General features: G+C 69.7%; 13 protein-coding genes and 3 pseudogenes. 6 read left to right on the forward strand and 10 right to left on the reverse strand.

Annotated elements, in window-relative coordinates; genetic code table 11:
• A partial coding sequence (locus AC5LUJ_RS17100; RefSeq protein WP_493465281.1) for a relaxase domain-containing protein occupies positions 1-887 on the reverse strand: 887 nt, incomplete at its 3' end.
• Between the two features lie 328 nt (positions 888-1,215).
• Between AC5LUJ_RS17100 and AC5LUJ_RS17105 the strand changes: the two genes are divergently transcribed.
• Both AC5LUJ_RS17105 and AC5LUJ_RS17110 read left to right on the forward strand, forming a co-directional pair.
• On the forward strand, positions 1,216-1,437 hold the full coding sequence (locus AC5LUJ_RS17105) for a hypothetical protein (protein WP_250284034.1): 222 nt from the start codon (positions 1,216-1,218) through the stop codon (positions 1,435-1,437).
• A 923-nt stretch (positions 1,438-2,360) separates the two neighbouring features.
• Positions 2,361-2,798, forward strand: coding sequence for an effector-associated constant component EACC1 (locus AC5LUJ_RS17110; protein WP_493465282.1), 438 nt, complete (start codon positions 2,361-2,363; stop codon positions 2,796-2,798).
• Here AC5LUJ_RS17110 and drmC read toward each other — a convergent pair.
• Positions 2,763-3,323 (reverse strand): annotated as a pseudogene (gene drmC, locus AC5LUJ_RS17115) (DISARM system phospholipase D-like protein DrmC); the annotation flags it as partial. The gene AC5LUJ_RS17110 and the pseudogene drmC sit on opposite strands and share 36 nt — an antisense overlap.
• Between drmC and AC5LUJ_RS17120 the strand changes: the two are divergent.
• The gene (locus AC5LUJ_RS17120; protein WP_250284029.1) at positions 3,246-3,515 is read left to right on the forward strand and encodes a hypothetical protein; all 270 of its coding nucleotides are present in this window, start codon (positions 3,246-3,248) and stop codon (positions 3,513-3,515) included. The pseudogene drmC and the gene AC5LUJ_RS17120 overlap by 78 nt on opposite strands.
• Positions 3,516-3,597: 82 nt before the next feature.
• Here AC5LUJ_RS17120 and AC5LUJ_RS17125 read toward each other — a convergent pair whose 3' ends face one another.
• A complete protein-coding gene (locus AC5LUJ_RS17125; protein WP_493465283.1) occupies positions 3,598-4,404 on the reverse strand; it encodes a methylenetetrahydrofolate reductase in 807 nt (268 codons plus the stop codon).
• A gap of 451 nt (positions 4,405-4,855) precedes the next feature.
• Here AC5LUJ_RS17125 and AC5LUJ_RS17130 point away from each other — a divergent pair, with 451 nt between their 5' ends.
• Complete coding sequence (locus tag AC5LUJ_RS17130) at positions 4,856-5,143, forward strand: FtsX-like permease family protein (protein ID WP_250284026.1); 288 nt, start codon at positions 4,856-4,858, stop codon at positions 5,141-5,143.
• 340 nt (positions 5,144-5,483) lie between these two features.
• On the opposite strand, the gene AC5LUJ_RS17135 is transcribed toward AC5LUJ_RS17130, so the two are convergent.
• The 7 genes and pseudogenes from AC5LUJ_RS17135 to AC5LUJ_RS17165 all read right to left on the reverse strand — a co-directional run bounded on the left by AC5LUJ_RS17135 (position 5,484) and on the right by AC5LUJ_RS17165 (position 14,238).
• On the reverse strand, positions 5,484-6,632 hold the full coding sequence (locus AC5LUJ_RS17135; protein ID WP_250284024.1) for a TIGR03857 family LLM class F420-dependent oxidoreductase: 1,149 nt from the start codon (positions 6,630-6,632) through the stop codon (positions 5,484-5,486).
• A complete protein-coding gene (locus tag AC5LUJ_RS17140; protein ID WP_250284022.1) occupies positions 6,629-6,841 on the reverse strand; it encodes a hypothetical protein in 213 nt (70 codons plus the stop codon). The genes AC5LUJ_RS17135 and AC5LUJ_RS17140 overlap by 4 nt, the downstream gene beginning before the upstream one ends.
• A 2-nt stretch (positions 6,842-6,843) precedes the next feature.
• A complete protein-coding gene (locus tag AC5LUJ_RS17145) occupies positions 6,844-7,158 on the reverse strand; it encodes a hypothetical protein (RefSeq protein ID WP_250284020.1) in 315 nt (104 codons plus the stop codon).
• A gap of 3 nt (positions 7,159-7,161) precedes the next feature.
• Positions 7,162-8,390: pseudogene (locus AC5LUJ_RS17150) on the reverse strand (phosphotransferase family protein).
• A 104-nt stretch (positions 8,391-8,494) separates the two neighbouring features.
• Positions 8,495-10,888: a helix-turn-helix transcriptional regulator gene (locus tag AC5LUJ_RS17155; protein WP_250284018.1), complete on the reverse strand. Its 2,394-nt coding sequence runs from the start codon at positions 10,886-10,888 to the stop codon at positions 8,495-8,497.
• An 89-nt stretch (positions 10,889-10,977) separates the two neighbouring features.
• A pseudogene (locus AC5LUJ_RS17160) lies at positions 10,978-11,190 on the reverse strand (ATP-binding protein); the annotation flags it as partial.
• A 354-nt stretch (positions 11,191-11,544) separates the two neighbouring features.
• Complete coding sequence (locus tag AC5LUJ_RS17165; RefSeq protein WP_235433663.1) at positions 11,545-14,238, reverse strand: AAA family ATPase; 2,694 nt, start codon at positions 14,236-14,238, stop codon at positions 11,545-11,547.
• A gap of 34 nt (positions 14,239-14,272) precedes the next feature.
• Between AC5LUJ_RS17165 and AC5LUJ_RS17170 the strand changes: the two genes are divergently transcribed.
• Both AC5LUJ_RS17170 and AC5LUJ_RS17175 read left to right on the forward strand, forming a co-directional pair.
• Positions 14,273-15,418 (forward strand): LLM class flavin-dependent oxidoreductase, encoded by a 1,146-nt coding sequence (locus AC5LUJ_RS17170; RefSeq protein WP_157180541.1) that lies wholly within the window; start codon positions 14,273-14,275, stop codon positions 15,416-15,418.
• A 198-nt stretch (positions 15,419-15,616) separates the two neighbouring features.
• Complete coding sequence (locus AC5LUJ_RS17175) at positions 15,617-16,057, forward strand: abortive infection family protein (RefSeq protein WP_250284017.1); 441 nt, start codon at positions 15,617-15,619, stop codon at positions 16,055-16,057.
• Positions 16,058-16,090 lie beyond the last annotated feature (33 nt).

A 16,090-nucleotide genomic window follows, 5' to 3' on the forward strand; every position in this document is an offset into this window, starting at 1 on the left:
TGCAGGTGGGCCTCGTCGCTGCGGGCCACCTCATGCCGGTAGGAGGCGGCGGCCAGGCCCAGGCCGGGCCGGTTGGTCCCGTCGACCGTGCCGACGGTGGCGTGCCGCTCCAGGTAGCGGAGGACCGTGTCCACCCCGGCGTCGAGAGCGGCGGCGATGTCCGCGCGCAGCGCGTCGTCACCGAACGCCCACAGCAGGCTGATGCTTTTCGGGACCGCGCAGGTCACATCGAACCCGATCACCACCGTCGGGGGTTCCCGGGCGGCGGCGAACCGTTCCACCTCGGCCCGGGAGAGCAGCCACCGTCCCGACCCCGGTTCCTTGACCGCCACCAGCCGCTCCCCGCCGGGGCCTGCGCCGGTGCTGGCCGCCGGGTCCGTGTCCGCCGCGCCGCCCGGCGCGGACGGCCCGCCGGCCGGGCCGTCGGATCGCCTGCCGGTGCCGCGCGCGGCGGTGCGCTGCGCGAGCCGCCGCAGATAGGACGCTCCGACCCCGAGGATCGCCGCCGCCTCCCGCAAGGTCAGGACATCATCCTGCCCCTGCCCCGCCGTCGACGGGGTGCCGATGGCCGACGGGGTACCGAGGGTGGCCCGGCCGGCCGACCCGGCCGCGGGCAGCACCGGCAGTCCGGTGCGGGCGTGCAGCCCGCACAGCAGCCGCTGTAGGTGCACCGGATCGACCTGGCCGCGCAGCCCGAGCAGATCCGCGCCGGAACCCCGCGCCCGCCCGCGAGCCGTCCCGGCGCTGTAGTAGCCCGCAGGGCCGTGGCGGACGGTTTCGGATGCGGTCGGGGTGCCGTGGACGTAGTCGACGACCCGCCGGGCCGCCGCGGCAACATCGGTAAAGTCCCGGGCCCGTAACCCCAGCACCTTCACCGTGGCAATCACTGTTCGTCATCCGTCATCATGGACATCTCATTCCGCGCATACGGCACCGTGCTCCGGCCCGGAATCCGGTGGCACGTCGACACGCGAAAGCCCGCGTCCCTCGCTGGGTGAATCAGACCGGTCGAACCGGAACCGGCATCGGAAACAGAACCGGTCGCATCGGCGATGACATGTCATCGCCGCGCTCATCGCGGCTGTCATCGCGGCTGGTCGGCGGCCGTGCCGGCATGGGCGTGGTCTGCCCATGCCGGCGGGGTGTCGCCCTCCCGGATCCAGAGCGGGCCTGGGAGCGGGCCGGTTATCGTCGGGTCCCGTGGATGAGCCGCCGGTGTTCGTGGGGTCCTCCGACATCGCCGTCGTCCTCGGCCTGACCCGGCAGGCCGTCGACCGCCGACTGCGGATCGATCCCGTCGCCCCCGCGCCGGCCGCGACGGTCAATCGCACCCGGACCTGGGGCGGCACCCGGGTGTGGTGGCGCGCGGACATCGACCGCTGGCTCGGCGGCCCCAACCCGGACCGCTGGACGTCCCTGCCCGGCCAGGCCCGCTGACTCCGAGGACCGCGCGGCACGTCCGTCCCAGCCCCGCCCGGTCACAGACCAGTCGATCATGATCTGGTGGTGAGTCGTGCGGTTTCCCGGTGGTCGGTAGCACGGGTGCGCGGAGACGGGACCGGTTTCTCCGGTCAGAACCGGTGGAACACGCCGTCCGAGTGGCGTGCCCGATCCGCGAATACATCCACTGTGGGCTGCGATGACACGTCATCGCGTAGTTCCCGGACGGCGAAACCGGGGTGTATCAAACGGCACCGGGTGGCACGAAATCCGTAAGGGACATATGACGGTGTCGCGCACAGCGCGACACCGTCGAGGAGCGTTTTCGTTCGAATATTCGCGAGCTGCCTTTGGCGGGGTTCATGGGATGTTTCAAGATCTGAAGTGTTGTCGCTGGACGGCTCCACGGTCGCAGGTGGGCGCCGGCGCACGTGTGGAGATGCTGACGTCGATCGGATCATCCGCTGCCGGCCGCCGTGTCTCATCGGAGTCCGCGGTCGCAGCGGATCCGGTTTCCCCGCGTCGTATGTCGCACGCGAAGGGACGGCGGCACCGGCTGATCGATTTACTGCCACGATCATAACGATCGCGGATCGTTAGCTGTCAGTATCGGTGTGTAGCCATTGACGGTCCCTGCACTTCGGCCGTTTAATAAACGCAGGAAAAAACGGGGGGATTGTCGTACCCAGGTGTCGATGGGGACGGCTCTGCCGAGGCTCTCTGGAGGTTTGACCTCGCCTCGGAACGGCACGACCAGCCAGGGGATACTGGCAGCTCCGTCCGGGGCGGCACACTCGGGGCAGAGCAGCGAGAGTCTTTCGCTGCCGGCCCCGATCCAGCAGCGGACGTGTCTTACGTGCCGGTCGAGCGGCACCAGGTGACGATCGGGGAGCCACCGCGGTGCGGCTTGGGGCGAGGTTGTGGATTGGCCGTCGATCCTGGCGTTGCTCGGCGCTGCCGGAACCGGGTGTGCCACGGTGGTCGTCACCTGGCTTCGGACCCGTGTCGGGGACGTGACGGTGACCGTGACGTCGGGGCCGGACGGTCCAGCGATTGATCTGAACGCGACCAACGTGCGGAACCTGGACGCGGAAGGACTCCGACGCCAGATCGCGGACGTCGTTCGCGGGCTGGCGGACTCGCAGGCGCCATCCGGGGCGCAGGCCGACGTTGGGGAACGACCGGGCGACCGGGGTGACTGGTCGGATGGGGAGCTGGAAACGGGGCGGTTACCCGTCACCGCGCCAGCTCCCTGTCCGGCCGGTTCCAGTGGGGACGACTCTCTCGTAGAGAACGCCGTGTTGGGCTCGCATGGTGGATTCGACGGACGAGGCTATGGCGGTGTCGTGGACGAGTAGCCCGAGTTCGATGTTGGTGTTCTCGGCGTTGTAGGAGAAGTTCGCGCTGGTCGTCAGCATGATGACATGATCGATTATGATCATTTTTGCGTGGCTGACCAGGGGGCGGGTCGCGCCGGCCGGGGTGGTGGTCTGGAAGACAACGGCGGCGGGCAAATGATCGGCGATCTGTTGCGGTGTTCCCGCGGCAGCGTCGACGTAGACGGTGACCGTCATCTGTGGCCGGGCCGATGCTGCCCTGAGTGCTTCCCACATGCGGGAGCGGGGGGTGAAGTTGTAGCTGGAGCAGGTCACTGATATCCGTGCGGCGTCGATGAGCCGCAGGACCTCGCTGGTGAGGCGCCCGTGGGAGGCATGCGAGCCGGGCATGGTCCATACGGGGGTGATGGTGGTACGGACGGAGCGCGCTCCAGCGATCGCTCGCAGCACCGCGACGGATGTCCGGATGTGGTCCTGGCCGTCCTGATCAACGAGAGGACCGCCCTGGGCACTGGCCCAATCAGCCCCCGCTACCTCAGCGAGCACCTGCTCCGCCGCGGCATATATCTCGACCGCATCCGCGCCGACCGTGTGCTCCACGAGGCCCTGACCGTCGGCCCTGACCCCCTGCACCTGGCCCTCGTCTTCAACCTGTCGCACTCCACAGCCAGCAGATACGCCGCCATCGCCCAGAACCTCCTCGACGACCAGGGGGTCGAGGACCGTAACAGGAATTAGCGTGAGGCGTCACTCAGCGGCCGGGGTCAGCAGTGCGGCGGCGCGGTCGGCGCCGGTGGGCTGCGAGAAACGGCCCGGGCGGTTAGAGAAGGTCCTCAAGTCGGGTGGCGACCTGGCGGTAGCGGCTAACCGGGACGAGGTGCACACCGGCGAAGGCGCCGCTGTCGCGTAGCCGTAGCACCTGGTCGCAGGCCGCTTCGACCCCGGCCGCCTGGTTCCGTTCGACTGCTTGGACGAGGTCGTCGGGGATGTCGATGTCGGGGATGGTCGCGGCGAGGCGGCGGGCCATCCCGGCGCTCGCGAGGACCATGACGCCGGCGTAGATCGGCAGTTCGACCGGATGGGCGTCGCGCCAGCGCAGCAGGGCGTCCACCGAGTAGCTGACCTGTACGAACAGGAAGTCGGCCGCTCGTTTCCATGTGGGCAGTGGACGTAGGCCGGCCGCGGCGCCGACCCGGAACGCCGGCATGTCCGCGAAGACCGGATCCTCGCTGGCCGCGCGGGCCTCGCCCATCATCGCGCGCACGGTCAGGTCGCTGGTCCGGTTCCCGGCGGTGGGTTTGTCGCCGTGGACGAACAGGAATTCCTCGACGCCGTAGGCCGCGGCGGTGAGCAGGTCGCGGCGGAAGCCGAGCAGGTTACGGTCACGGGAGTTCACGCAGGCGATGCTGCGTCCCCCCATCGTCTGCACCTCGTGGGCGACGGCGATGCTCGACACCGTCGCGCGTCCGATGTGGTTGTCGGGGATCAGGAACGCGTCGGTGACGGGGCTCAGGACGCCGATCTGGTGGCGGGCATGGGTCAGGTCCGGCCGGGTCGGCGGCTCGATCTCGCAGATCAGCTCGAAGCCCCGCACCGGACGTTCGTGACCCGCCGTGGATTCCTGCATCCGGACAGGATAGGGACGCCACGATCCACAGACCACAGCCACACCGCACGTCCCCGAGGGCGACAACGGCCACGCTCTCTTCTGGGCCAGCCGACCGACCTGAACCGGCCCCGCGGAGCAGATCCACGAAGACCGGACAGAACCCGCCACAACCTCGAACCTGATCACCAGAAAAGCCGTGGGTTCGATGCGAAGAACCTTCAGTCAGGCTGAACTTGCGGACTTCGTGCCGGTAAGAAACGTGTCACCAGCCGCAAACGGCGATGATCTAGCTGGGTGCCGGCGGGGCGGCGGTGAGTGCGTGGCGGCCCCGGCCGGCGGCGCGTAGCTCACGCAGGTCGGGGATGTGGTTGTAGAGGGTGCTGGGGCTGCCGCCGAACAGCTTCGCGATCGAGGTGACGCTGGCTTCGGAGTTGGGGAGTAGGTCGCGGGCGGCACTGATGATCTTGGGGTGGCGACGGTCGGGCGTCCGCCGACGCGGCCGCGGGCTCGCGTGCAGCGAGTCATCGGTCTGGAAAGTGCGCTGCCGCTGCTGGCAGGAGCTGCCCCCTCGATCGGAACAGGCTTCGCCGCGGCGGCCATGTTCCTGAAATCCCAGACGACCTACAACCTGACCTCACCAGGCACGGCGTACTACCTGCTCGTCGCCCTCGGGCTGATCACGGCGCTGGGAATCATCGCCTCGGCCCTGCCACTGCTCAAACGGATCACCGGCCCGGAAGACGCGCGCAGCGGCTGACGCGACACGGGGTGGTCTCCACCGGTCAGTGCATCATCCGGGTGTCCGCCTCATGCCGGACCCTGTGGATCCCAGCACGATGCGGGTGGTGCACTGACCGGTTGAGACCGCCCTGACGAACGTCCAGCTGTCGACACGCCGGGCATCCCATATCCACAGCTCACCCTCGAAAACAACGACCATGGATGACGACCATAAATTCAAACTCGGTGTCAGACGAACCGTCCCTGACAGCCTCGGCGGCAACATCCCGCACCCGGCAGGATCACCGGCGCTGATCGTCCCCTCGCGGTCGGTAGAGGTAACCGTGCCGGTGCTCCGGCAGAACGAACAAGTTCTGTTACGGAGTCCCGGATGCGGACGTCCCGCGCCACGCCCGTACGAGGCCCTCAAGCTGTTTCGGTCCGCTGCCGTGCAGCACGATGTGGTCCACCCCGGCGTCGAGGTACTCCCGCAGGCGCGCCGCGCAGTGCGCGGCGGACCCGACGACGCAGCCGGTCTCCACCCACTCCCGCGGTAGCTGCGTACCGAGCTCCAGCAGTTCGCTCCGGTGGAATTTCTGATCGGCCGTGCCGCCGCCCTCCAACTTCTCCTGCCGGAGCAAACGGCGCAACGGCTCGGGATCCCACCCGTTCTCACGCATGATGAGTTCGCCGACCCCGCCGAAGTCCAGGTGAGTAATCATCCGTGCGTTGACGACTGCCAGCTCTTCCTCCGGCGACAGATCGGGAGCGGTGATGACGATCGCGTAGAGCTTCAGTGACCGCGGGTCACGCCCGATCCGCTCACACGCCTCGTCCAGGCGCCGTGACACAGCGGCGACGGCCTCGACTGTCAGCTCCGAGCCAAGGAAGACGCCGTCGAACAACCGGGCCGCGAGCGCCGTCGCCTTCGGCAGGGGGGACCACGCGCTCAGGAGGAGCCGCGGCCGGGGTGCCGTCGGTGGATCAACCATGCGCAGGTTCGGGAACCGTCCCAGCGGACCGTCGTAGTCGATGGTCTCGCCGTCCCACAGGCGCAGCAGGATCGACGCGTAGTCCTCGAACGCGGCCATTTTCGGAACAGGCATGCCATGGTCGCCGAGGACCGATCCGAGGCCGCGGGCAAGCCCGAGCAGCAGCCGGTCACCGAACGTCTCCTGCATCGTGGAACCCGCGGCGGCGGTCATCAGCGGATGTCTGCTCCCCGCGGCGATCGAGCCCATGCCCAGGCGGATCCGCTGCGTGCTCGCGGCGACCGCGCCGCAGAGCACTCCGAGTTCCTTCATGTCCAGCCGCTCGGCGATCCACGCCGAGGTGAGGCCGAGGCGCTCCGCGTCGATCGCCTCCGTGATCGCCCGGGCCGGGTCCTTCACCCGGCCCGGTAGCAGGTAGATCCCGAGCTCGTCGATCGGCTCCGGTAAGCCGCCGCCCGCCGTGCCGTGCTCCGGGGTGATCTCGCCGCTCCTTGTCTTCTCTCGCGCGATCCTCTCTCGCGTGTGCCCGCTCACTCCGCGTCCCGCACCGGCGTCGTGGCGTTCCCGGTCAGCACGGAGCGGATGTCGCCGGGGACCTCGCTCGGAAACCCGGTCATCCGGAACCACGCCTGCTCGCGCGCGCTCTGGCGGGCGGCGACGCCCACCAGCAGCTCGCGAGCCGCGGCGCGGTCCTCAGCGCTGCCGTCGGCGGCGATCGCCGTGACACGGGCGTCGACCGCCACCTTCAGCGCCTGGGCCTCCGCCCGCAGGAGCGCGAGGTCGGGGATCGCCGAGGGGTCGGGGGCCGGGACGGCGTGCGCGTCGGTGGTGGGACGGACGACAGGGCCGAGAGACGGTCGAGCAGTTCGCGGTACTCATCGCGTTCGGTCGCCTCGTAGAGGGTCTCGGACTCCTGGACGTCGAGCACCCACTCCAGGGTCGCCAGGACAAGACCGGCCTGCTCCTGGACGAAACTGTCGTCGGCGGGCAGCGCCGGAACAATCGACTTGACCATGGCCGAACGGATGCCCCGTAACTGCTGTGAGATGGTAGGGACCATGGTTCAGGCTCCTTCGAGAACACGGTTGAGCTCGGCCATGGACGACGCACCGAGGCCGCTGAGGAAATTCATCATCACGTCGAGGTGCGTCATGCGGTCCTCGGTGATCCGGATACCTGATGCGCTGGTGGCTACCACCACCCAGTGCATGTTCAGCACGGTATAGTAGCGCAGCCGTTCCGGATCCACGGAGAGGCCCGAGATGCGTTCGTACTCCGCGATAAAGGTCTCCGTGTCGACAAGGCCGCTACAGAGAAAACGGCCTTCGTCATCCAGGTGGCCCCAGCCGCCGAGCATCGCGTACGCCAAGTCGTGGTGCCGATCGCCGAGGTGGCTGAGTTCCCAGTCGAGGATCGCCGTGATCTCGCCCGTGTCCTCGTCGAACAGGAAGTTCCCGTTGCGGTAGTCGCCGTGCACAATCGAGATCCGGTCGATCGGCGGGCGGTTGTCCCACAACCACTGGCGGGTCAGCGTGACCGTCGGGTGCGGCTCGAAGGAGTCCTCCTCCCACACCCTGTCCCACATCCCGAGCCGCCAGTCGACCCCTGCATCGTGCCGGCCGCCGGCACCCCGAATGCGTCCAGAGCGACGGTCGACGGATCCAGGGCGTGCAGCGTGGCCAGGTGGGCGACGAACTGGGGGGCGAGCTTGGCCCGCAGCTTCGGCCCGTAGACCGTGCCGAGCCCGGACGCCCTGCGCTCACCCTTTGTCGGCGCGGCGACACCACGGGCGAAGCCGCAGACCATCGCGGGCTCGCCCAGCTCGGCGTGGTCCTGGGTCACCCAGTAGGCGCGCGGCACGGGCAGGACGCCCTCCAAAGCCCGCAGGAGCTGGAACTCGCGAACGCGGTGCGTCTCCACGACGGACGCAGGCGGGTTCATCCGCAGCACCATCCGGTCGCGGCGCGGTTCGCCGTTCTCCGTCCACTCGAGGTCGAAGCCGAACTGCTCCTTCGACGCGCCGCCCGGCAGTCGGGCAAGGCCGCTGATGGTGAAGGGGCCGTCCAGCCGGTGGGCAAGAAAGGCGTGGAGGCGCTCGCTGATGTCCTCCACGCTGCGGGCGGTGTGCACGTCGTGCCCCCGACGTCGCAGCTTCGTGCTGAGGACCTCATCGACGGCCGGTTCGACGGGATGACGTCGACGCAGCTCCTCGATGCGCCGCTCCACACCCTCCGAAGCGCTTGTGAGCGCGTGTTCCGTGGTGACCATGGCCGGGAAGCTAACACCGGCCATGTCGGACGCAACAGAGTAGGAACATACTCTGTCTGGGCGCAGACGAGCAGGCGTCCACGAACGAACGCGGGACGATGCGCGCGGCGTGTTGCCCGTCGGCGCGGTCAGCGGAGAAAGCGCGCCAGGTCGGTCCGCCGGGACACGCCGAGCTTGTGGTATATGCGCTGCAGACGGTTGCCGACAGTCCGCACGGACAGCTGCAACTCGGCCGCGATGTCGCGGTCGGTGTGTCCCGCCGCGGCCAGCAGCGCGGTCTCACGCTCGGCGTCGGTCAGCTGCACCCGCGACTCGATCGGCGCGAGTGCCGGGGTGACGGCGCCCTTGCAGCGCGCCGCGAGCGCTGCCGCTCGGTGCAGCCCGGCATCCGCGCGGTGGACGTCGCCTGCCCGGCGCCAGGCGACCGCAGCGTCGGCGGCGGCCTCGGCGGCCAGCAGCTCGGCGTCGAGGTGTTCAAAGGTCGTGGCGACCGCGTCGAGCGCGCGTGGATCCTCCTCGGCGAGGGCGACGACGTGCGCGGCCCGCGCCGCGACAAGGTCGCCTTCCAGCTCTCGGGCGAGAGCAACAAGGTGGTCCACGACCCGGCGCGGCGTCCCGAGCCTGCCGATGTCGTGGAGCGCGGCTGCTGCGCCGGTACGGTCGCCGATCTGCTCGCCCACCTGGGTCGCGCGGGCGAGCAGATCGCGGCCCTGAGTGATCCGCCCCTCGGCCACGGCCGTCCACGCTTGGGCCGCGAGGTGGTCGGTCCAGCTCCACCGTGGCTGCTCGATCCCGAGGGCGTCGATGGCCGCGAGGGAGCGCCGCGCCGCGGCGGCGTCACCCGCGAGCGCCTGTGCCTGGGCCAGGAGTGAGAGCAGCGTGTGCTGGACCCCCAGCCGCCCGAGCCGATGCAGCAGGGTTGCCGCCTCCCGGGCGTCGCGGGTCGCGGTCCGGACGTTGCCGCGATCGCGGACGGTACGCGACAAGTTCCAGAGGAACCAGGCCCGCGCCTCGCTACTGCCCTCGTCAAGGCCGCGTTGGTGCTGCTCGCGAGCCAGCCGCTCGGCATCCGCGAACCGGCCCGCCTGCACGAGGAGCTCGCAGCGGCCATGGAGGTTGAACCACGGGTACCAGTCGTCAGGTTCCGTCAGGGTGACACCGGCCGCATACGCACGGTCCGCCAGGTCCAGACCCTCGCGTAATCGGCCGAGGCGCCCGAGGCTGAACGCGCCCACGACGCCCATCCACACGAGCGACCGTCCCCGCGCCTCGGCCAGCAGCGGCTCCAGGACGCGCACCGCGGCCCGTGGACCCTCACTCCCCAGCACCAGCCCTGCGCGGTGACTCGAGACCTCCGTCCGCAGGCCGACGTCGGCGATGGTGGCCTCCGCATCCTCGGCGATGCGCAGTCCGTCCTGCATCCGGCCGAGCGAGAGCCACAGGACGTCGATCCGGGCGATCGCCGCGCGCGCACGCTCCTCGTCGTTCGCCACGCAGCCTGCGAGCTCCGCGAGATCCTGCTCGGCCGCCTCCCCCCGTCCCTGCAGGGCGGCCGTCTGGGCCGCGAGCAACCGGCCGTCGAAGCCGGTCCCCGCCTCGACGGCGGCACGTGCCAGACGCTCGGCGAGCGGGAAGTCGTAGTGCCACCGAGCCGCGCGCGCGGCCTCGAGTAGCACATCGGGTTGTCCACCGCCGCCATCGAGGCGCCAGAGCCCGATCCGCAGGAGGTCGTCGCGTCGGCGGCAGCCGGTCCGCTCGACGATGGTGGCAAGGGCGCGGGCCATCGCGCCGACCCGCACGGCCGATGTCTGCGCACGCAGCACGTCTGCGTAGATGGGATGGCCAAGACGAATCTGCAGACGGCGGCTGTCGAACGCGCTGACAAGCAGACCCTCTCGCTCCAGCTTCTCGACCAGGCGCTCGTCGCCCAGCGCGTCGAGCTCCGCGCCCCCGAGAGGTTCGCCGTAGGCCGTCAGCTCCAGCAGCGCTCGAGCATCGGGGGAGAGCCCGGCCAGGCGGGCGCCAACGAACTCGACGATCCGGTCCGAGGGCGCCGGCGCTCCGGTCATCCGCCACACCCCACCGTGGCGGACCAGGGTGCCGTCCGCCAGCGCGCCGCGCACGAGCTCCCGGAGAAACAGCACGTTGCCCTGGCAACGAGCGGTCATCTCGGCGACGGTGGCACGGTCGACCTGATCCCCCAGGACCACTGTCAACAGGTCGTCGATGACGCTGTCGGCCAGATCGCTCAGGCGGAGCCGGATCGCAAGGTCGTCCTTCCACAGCGAGGTCACCGCCGCGGGCGTCGGCTCTTCCGTCCGGACCGTGGCAACCACCAGCACGGCGTCCGCCGACACGAGCTGCTGGATCAGGCCCGCCGACGCCTCGTCGAGCAACTGCGCGTCGTCGACGAACAGCAGCAGGCGGCCCACGCCGCCATGGTTGACGAGGGCGTACGCCGTCCGCCGCAGCAGTCCCTCGAACGAGTCCGCCGGCCCGAGCCCGTCCCTTGGCTCGGGCACGGCCAACAGGGGTGCGAAGGCCCCGAACGGAGCCCGCCCACGGAGCGCGTCGCCGTCACCCAGCGCGCCTCGTGGCCGGCCGCAGCGGCGATCAGCATTGCCTCGCGGGCCAGGCGAGTCTTACCGACGCCGGCGGGGCCGACGATGATGACGCTGTGCGGGGCCGCACCGGTGAGGGCGTGGGTCAGCGCGTCGAGTTCGGTGTCCCGGCCGATCAGGGGCCAGGCGGCCGGGGGCAGATCGGCCGGCGCGGGCGATAATCGGTCGGCGACCGCCCGCTGTTCACGATGCATCGGATCCATCCCCTGCCTCGTTGCGTGAGACTCCTCCGGCGACGATGTTCTCACGTCCGCCCGCGGGATCCTGGAATCCTGTCCGTGCCCGGATCTCGTCCGTAGGCCCTGACCAGGGCTTCTGCGCTACGTGTCAGCGCAAAGGCGATCCGGTCACCCCGGCATCGTCCTACGGTGGCACCACCGCCTGATCACACGGAAACGGACCTACCCGCACCGGGCTGAACGACCATCGGTCCGCGCAGAGATCGCGACCTTCACCGCACGGCTCACGGCTCATGGCTCACGGCTCACGGCTCACGGCTCACGGCCGAGAACATGACATGAGGGCACAGGTGGATCCAGAGTGAGGCTTCGCTGGTCCTACCGCATCAGAGCGGCCAGCTCCGCCCGTCGTGAGATGCCAAGTTTCCGGAAGATGCGTTGGAGCCGGTTGTCGACGGTCCGGGCGGAGATGCGAAGCTGCTCAGCGATCTCCTTGCTGGTGAGCCCGTTCGCGGCGAGGAGAGCGGTCTCGCGCTCGGCTGGGGTGAGCTGTGAACGTACGCTGATCGGGGCCAGGGCAGGAGTTCTCGCTCCCTCGCAGCGGCTCAGCCGGATCGCTGCGCGGTGCAGCTCGGCGTCGGCCTTCCTGGGCTTGCCGAGCCTGCGCCACGCCACGGCGGCGTCGGCCGCGGCCTCGGCGGCGAGCAGGAACACACCCATGGCCTCGAACCTGTCCGAGACCTCGGCAAGCCCTGGTGGGTCTGCCTCGGCCAGGGCGAGGACGTGCGCGACGCGCGCGCCCGTGAGTTCGCCCTCCACGGTGGCAGCCACAGCAACGAGCCGGTCGACGACGGCATGGGGCGCACCGATGCGTGCGATGTCGTGCAGGGCGGCGCAGGCTCCGGTGCGGTCGCCGACACGTTCGCCGGCTTCCGCGGCACGTTCGAACGTCTCTCTCGCGACGGACAGCCGGCCCTCGGCGACGGCGGTCCAGGCATGCGCGCTGATGAACTCCGTCCAGCTCCAGCGGGGTTGCTGGACACCCAGCTCGTCGATTCTCGCCAGGGTCGCGCGTGCGCCCTGATGATCCCCGGACAGTGCCTGGGACTGGGCGAGCAGGGAGAGGAGACTGTGCTGGAAACCCAGGCGCCCGAGTCGGCGGAGCAGCACGATGGCTTCCCGGGCGTCGCGGCCCGCCGACTGCACGTTGCCCGTGTCCCTGGCGGTGCGGCACATGTGCCACAGGAACCACGCGCGCGCTTCGCTGCTGCCCTCCTCCAGCCCGCGCTGATGCTCCTGCCTGGCGAGCGCCTCGGCCTCGGTGAAGCGGCCCGCGTGCGCGAGGGCTTCGCAACGGGCGTAGAGGTTGAACCAGGGGTACCAGTCGTCCGGTTCGCTCAGCACGATGCCGGCGTCGTAGCCGCGGTCGGCCGCGTCGAGGGCCTCTTCGATGCGGCCCAGCCGCCCGAGGCCATAGGACGCCACGAGGCCCAACCAGACCAGTGACGGCCCTTTGGCGGCGGCGAGCATGGGTACCGCCACCTCAGCGGCCGCACCCGGCCCCTGGCTGCCAAGGAGCAGACCGGCGCGTCGGGCCGACACCTCGTCTCGCAGGGACTGTTCGGTGATCGAGGCTTCGGCCAGTTGGGCCACGCGAAGGCCATCGTCCATGCGACCGAGGTAGAACCACAGACAGTCGATGTGGGCGATGGCAAGTCGCACCCGATCGCGGTCGTCGCGGGTCTGACAGGTGAGGCTGGCGAGCTCCCGCTCCGCGTCGAGGGGCCGGCCCTGCAGCGCCAGCGTCTGTCCCGCGAGAAGCCAGGCGTCGAACCCCGCTCCGGCATGCCCAGCGGCGCGCGCCAGTCTCTCCGCCAGGGCGAAGTCATAGTGCCATCGTGCGTCGCGGGCGGCGCGCAGCATCAGCGCGGGCTGACCGCCGCCGCCATCAAGGCGCCAGATACCCATCCGCAGTGCATCGCCCTTGCGACGGGCACCGGTGCGCTCGACGCTGTCTGCCAGCGCCCGGCTCATCGCCGACACCCGCACCGCGGACGTGCGCGCTCGCAGGACCTCCCCGTAGAGCGGGTGGGCGAGCCGCACCTGCAGGCGTTGACCTTCGAACCCGCTGGCCAGCAGGCCCTGTCGCTGCAGCGCGTCGATCAGCTCGGGGTCGGCGAGCTCCGCCACCTCGGCGCCGCCGAGGGGCTCCGCGTAGGCGGCCAGTTCGAGCAGGGCGATCGACGCGTCGTCGAGGCCACGCAGCCGTGTGTCGACCAGTTCCATGATGCGCCCGGAGGGGGCCAGCGGGGCCTTCAGGCGCCACACCCCGACGTCCCTGACCAGGGTGCGGTCCGCCAGTGCGCCCAGGGTCAGCTCGCGCAGATACAGCACGTTGCCGCCGGAGCGCGCGGCGAGCTCGACGACGGCAGCGCGGTCGACCTGGTGGCCGAGCACCGCGGTGAGCAACGCGTCGATGGCTCTGGTGTCCAGTCGCGAGAGCTCCAACCGGAGCGCGAGGTCGTCCTTCCACAGCGCCGTGACCGCTTCCGGGGCCGCTTCGCCGGCACGCACGGTGAGCACGACGAGAACCGAGTGGTTCGCGACAAGCTGGTGCAACAGACCCGCCGAGGCTTCGTCGAGCATGTGCGCGTCGTCGACGAACAGCGCCACACCCCGCCCGCGGGCGCGGCTGACCAGGGCTCGGGCCGAACGTTCGAGCAGGTCGTGCACCGTGCCAGCGGGTTCCCTGTCCAGGGCCGGCAGAAGGGGTACGAACACCCCGAGGGGTGTCCGGGCGATCGAGTGCGACGCGGTCACCCAGACGCTGGAAAGCCCGGCCCTGCTTGCAAGCAGCCGGGCCTCGCGAGCCAGGCGGGTCTTGCCGACTCCCGCTGGCCCCACGAGCATCACGCTGCGGGGGGAATGAGACGTCAGGGACGACCGGACGAGGTCGAGCTCCGCGGCCCGCCCGGTCAACGGCCAGGGTAACTCCATGACGGCGTCGTACTGCATGCACAGCGAGAGTAGCGGATTACTCTTGCCCGCCCCAGACCCTGACGATGGACTCATGGGCGTCGCCCCTGGAATGACGAAGGAGACAACGGTGTCGAACGTCCAGACCGCGGTGTGGTTCCCGGGAGTCCGCGGGGTGCCCGCCAAGAGCATCATCCCCTACGCCCAGCGTCTCGAGCAGGCCGGAGTCGACCAGGTCTTCACGTGGGACTTCCTGACCGGGATCCTTCCACGGGTGGCCTGGGGGGAGAGTTTCTCCCCCGTGGCCAATGTCCTGCCCGACGGCGACAGCTTCTACGACCCGTTCACCCTGCTCGGCCTGGCGGGCGGCGCCACCGAGAGCCTCGGGCTCTCGGTGTCAGCGACGAACGGCATCCGCAACGGACCGGCGGAGATAATGCGCATGGCGATGACGATCGCGGACGCGTCCCAGGGCAACTCGGTCGTGTGCGTCGGCGTGGGAGAGAAGCAGAACACGGTCCCCTTCGGCTACAGCCGCAAGGAGGGCCTCGCTCGCCTGGAGGACCACTTCCGGCTCTACCAGCTGTTATGGGAGAAGACCGAACCCTTCAGCTTCGAGGGCAACTTCTGGCACTTCAGGAACGCCTATATCGGCGGGGCCCGCACCCACAGGCCCAGGATGCTCGTCGCCGGCGCCGGCCCCAGGGCGCTGGACATCGCCGCGCGCTACGCCGACGGCTGGCTCACGGTCGTGCCCGCGGCGTTCGCGCACATCGAGCACTACGCACAGACCGTCAGGGACATGAAGGTCGCGCTGGAGAAGTACGGCCGGGACCCCGACGATTTCATCTTCGCCATCGAGGCCATCGCGCTGATCCACGAGGACCGGGCCGCGATCGACAAGGCGATCGACCACAGCGAGTTCGTCACGTCCTTTGCATCGATCTACGGCCGCATGGCGCACGCTGAATGGGAGCTGGAGCCAGATGTGGAGCTGGCGCGTCCACGCGACTACAACTACACGCTGCACCTGCTGCCCAACGAGGTGACCAGGGAGGAGAACGACGCCGTCATGGCCAGGGTCTCCCGCGCCATGAAGAGCAGGAGTTTCGTCCACGGCAACGCCCGCCAGGTCGCCGACCACTGGCTCACCTACATCAATGCCGGGGCCACCTGGGTCGGGTTCCTCGACTTCGCGCCGTTCGTCTTCGGCCTTGACGAGGCCGGCGCCTGCCTCGAGCGCAACATCGACGTCTGCACCCTGCTGAAAGCATGACTGCTTCACGTTCTTCATGCCCGCCATGCTGTTCGCCGCCACCGCGTTCCAGCCCGAACGCCCGATCGAGATCACACATACCCTCGACGACATGAGCTGGATTGTCCTGATCATAACGTGGCCTCCGTTCATGGCCCAGAACTTCTCGTTCTCGTTCGGTATCCTCACCGACCAGCGCCAGGTACCTGTTTTTCCTCGGTGGCGATCCGGGAGCACCTCGACCGCATCCAACGAGCGGTCATCGACGACCCGGCCCTCGCGATCGGCAGCGCCAAGGAACTCATCGAGAGCACCGCCAAGGTCGTCCTGACCGAACGCGGTCTGCCGGTCAACGACAAGGACGACGTCCCCGCGCTCATCCGCCAGGCTCAGCAAGCTCTCGACCTACACCCCTCGGCTGTCACACCCGGGCCCGACGGCAGCGAGGCAGTGAAGAAGATCCTCGGCGCGGTCTCCGGAGTCGCAGTAGGCGTCGCCGAGCTCCGCAACCGCGCTGGCACCGGCCATGGCCCGGCCGCCACCCGCGCCGGCCTGCGCCCCCGCCACGCCCACCTTGCGGTCAACGCCGCACTCACCTGGTGCCAGCTCGTCCTCGACACCCTCGCCGACCCCGCCGCCCCCTGGCGCAAGAACCCCTGATCATCGCTAGCGCCAACGGCTGCACGGAATCCT

Source organism: Protofrankia sp. CiP1_Cm_nod3 (assembly GCF_982290655.1).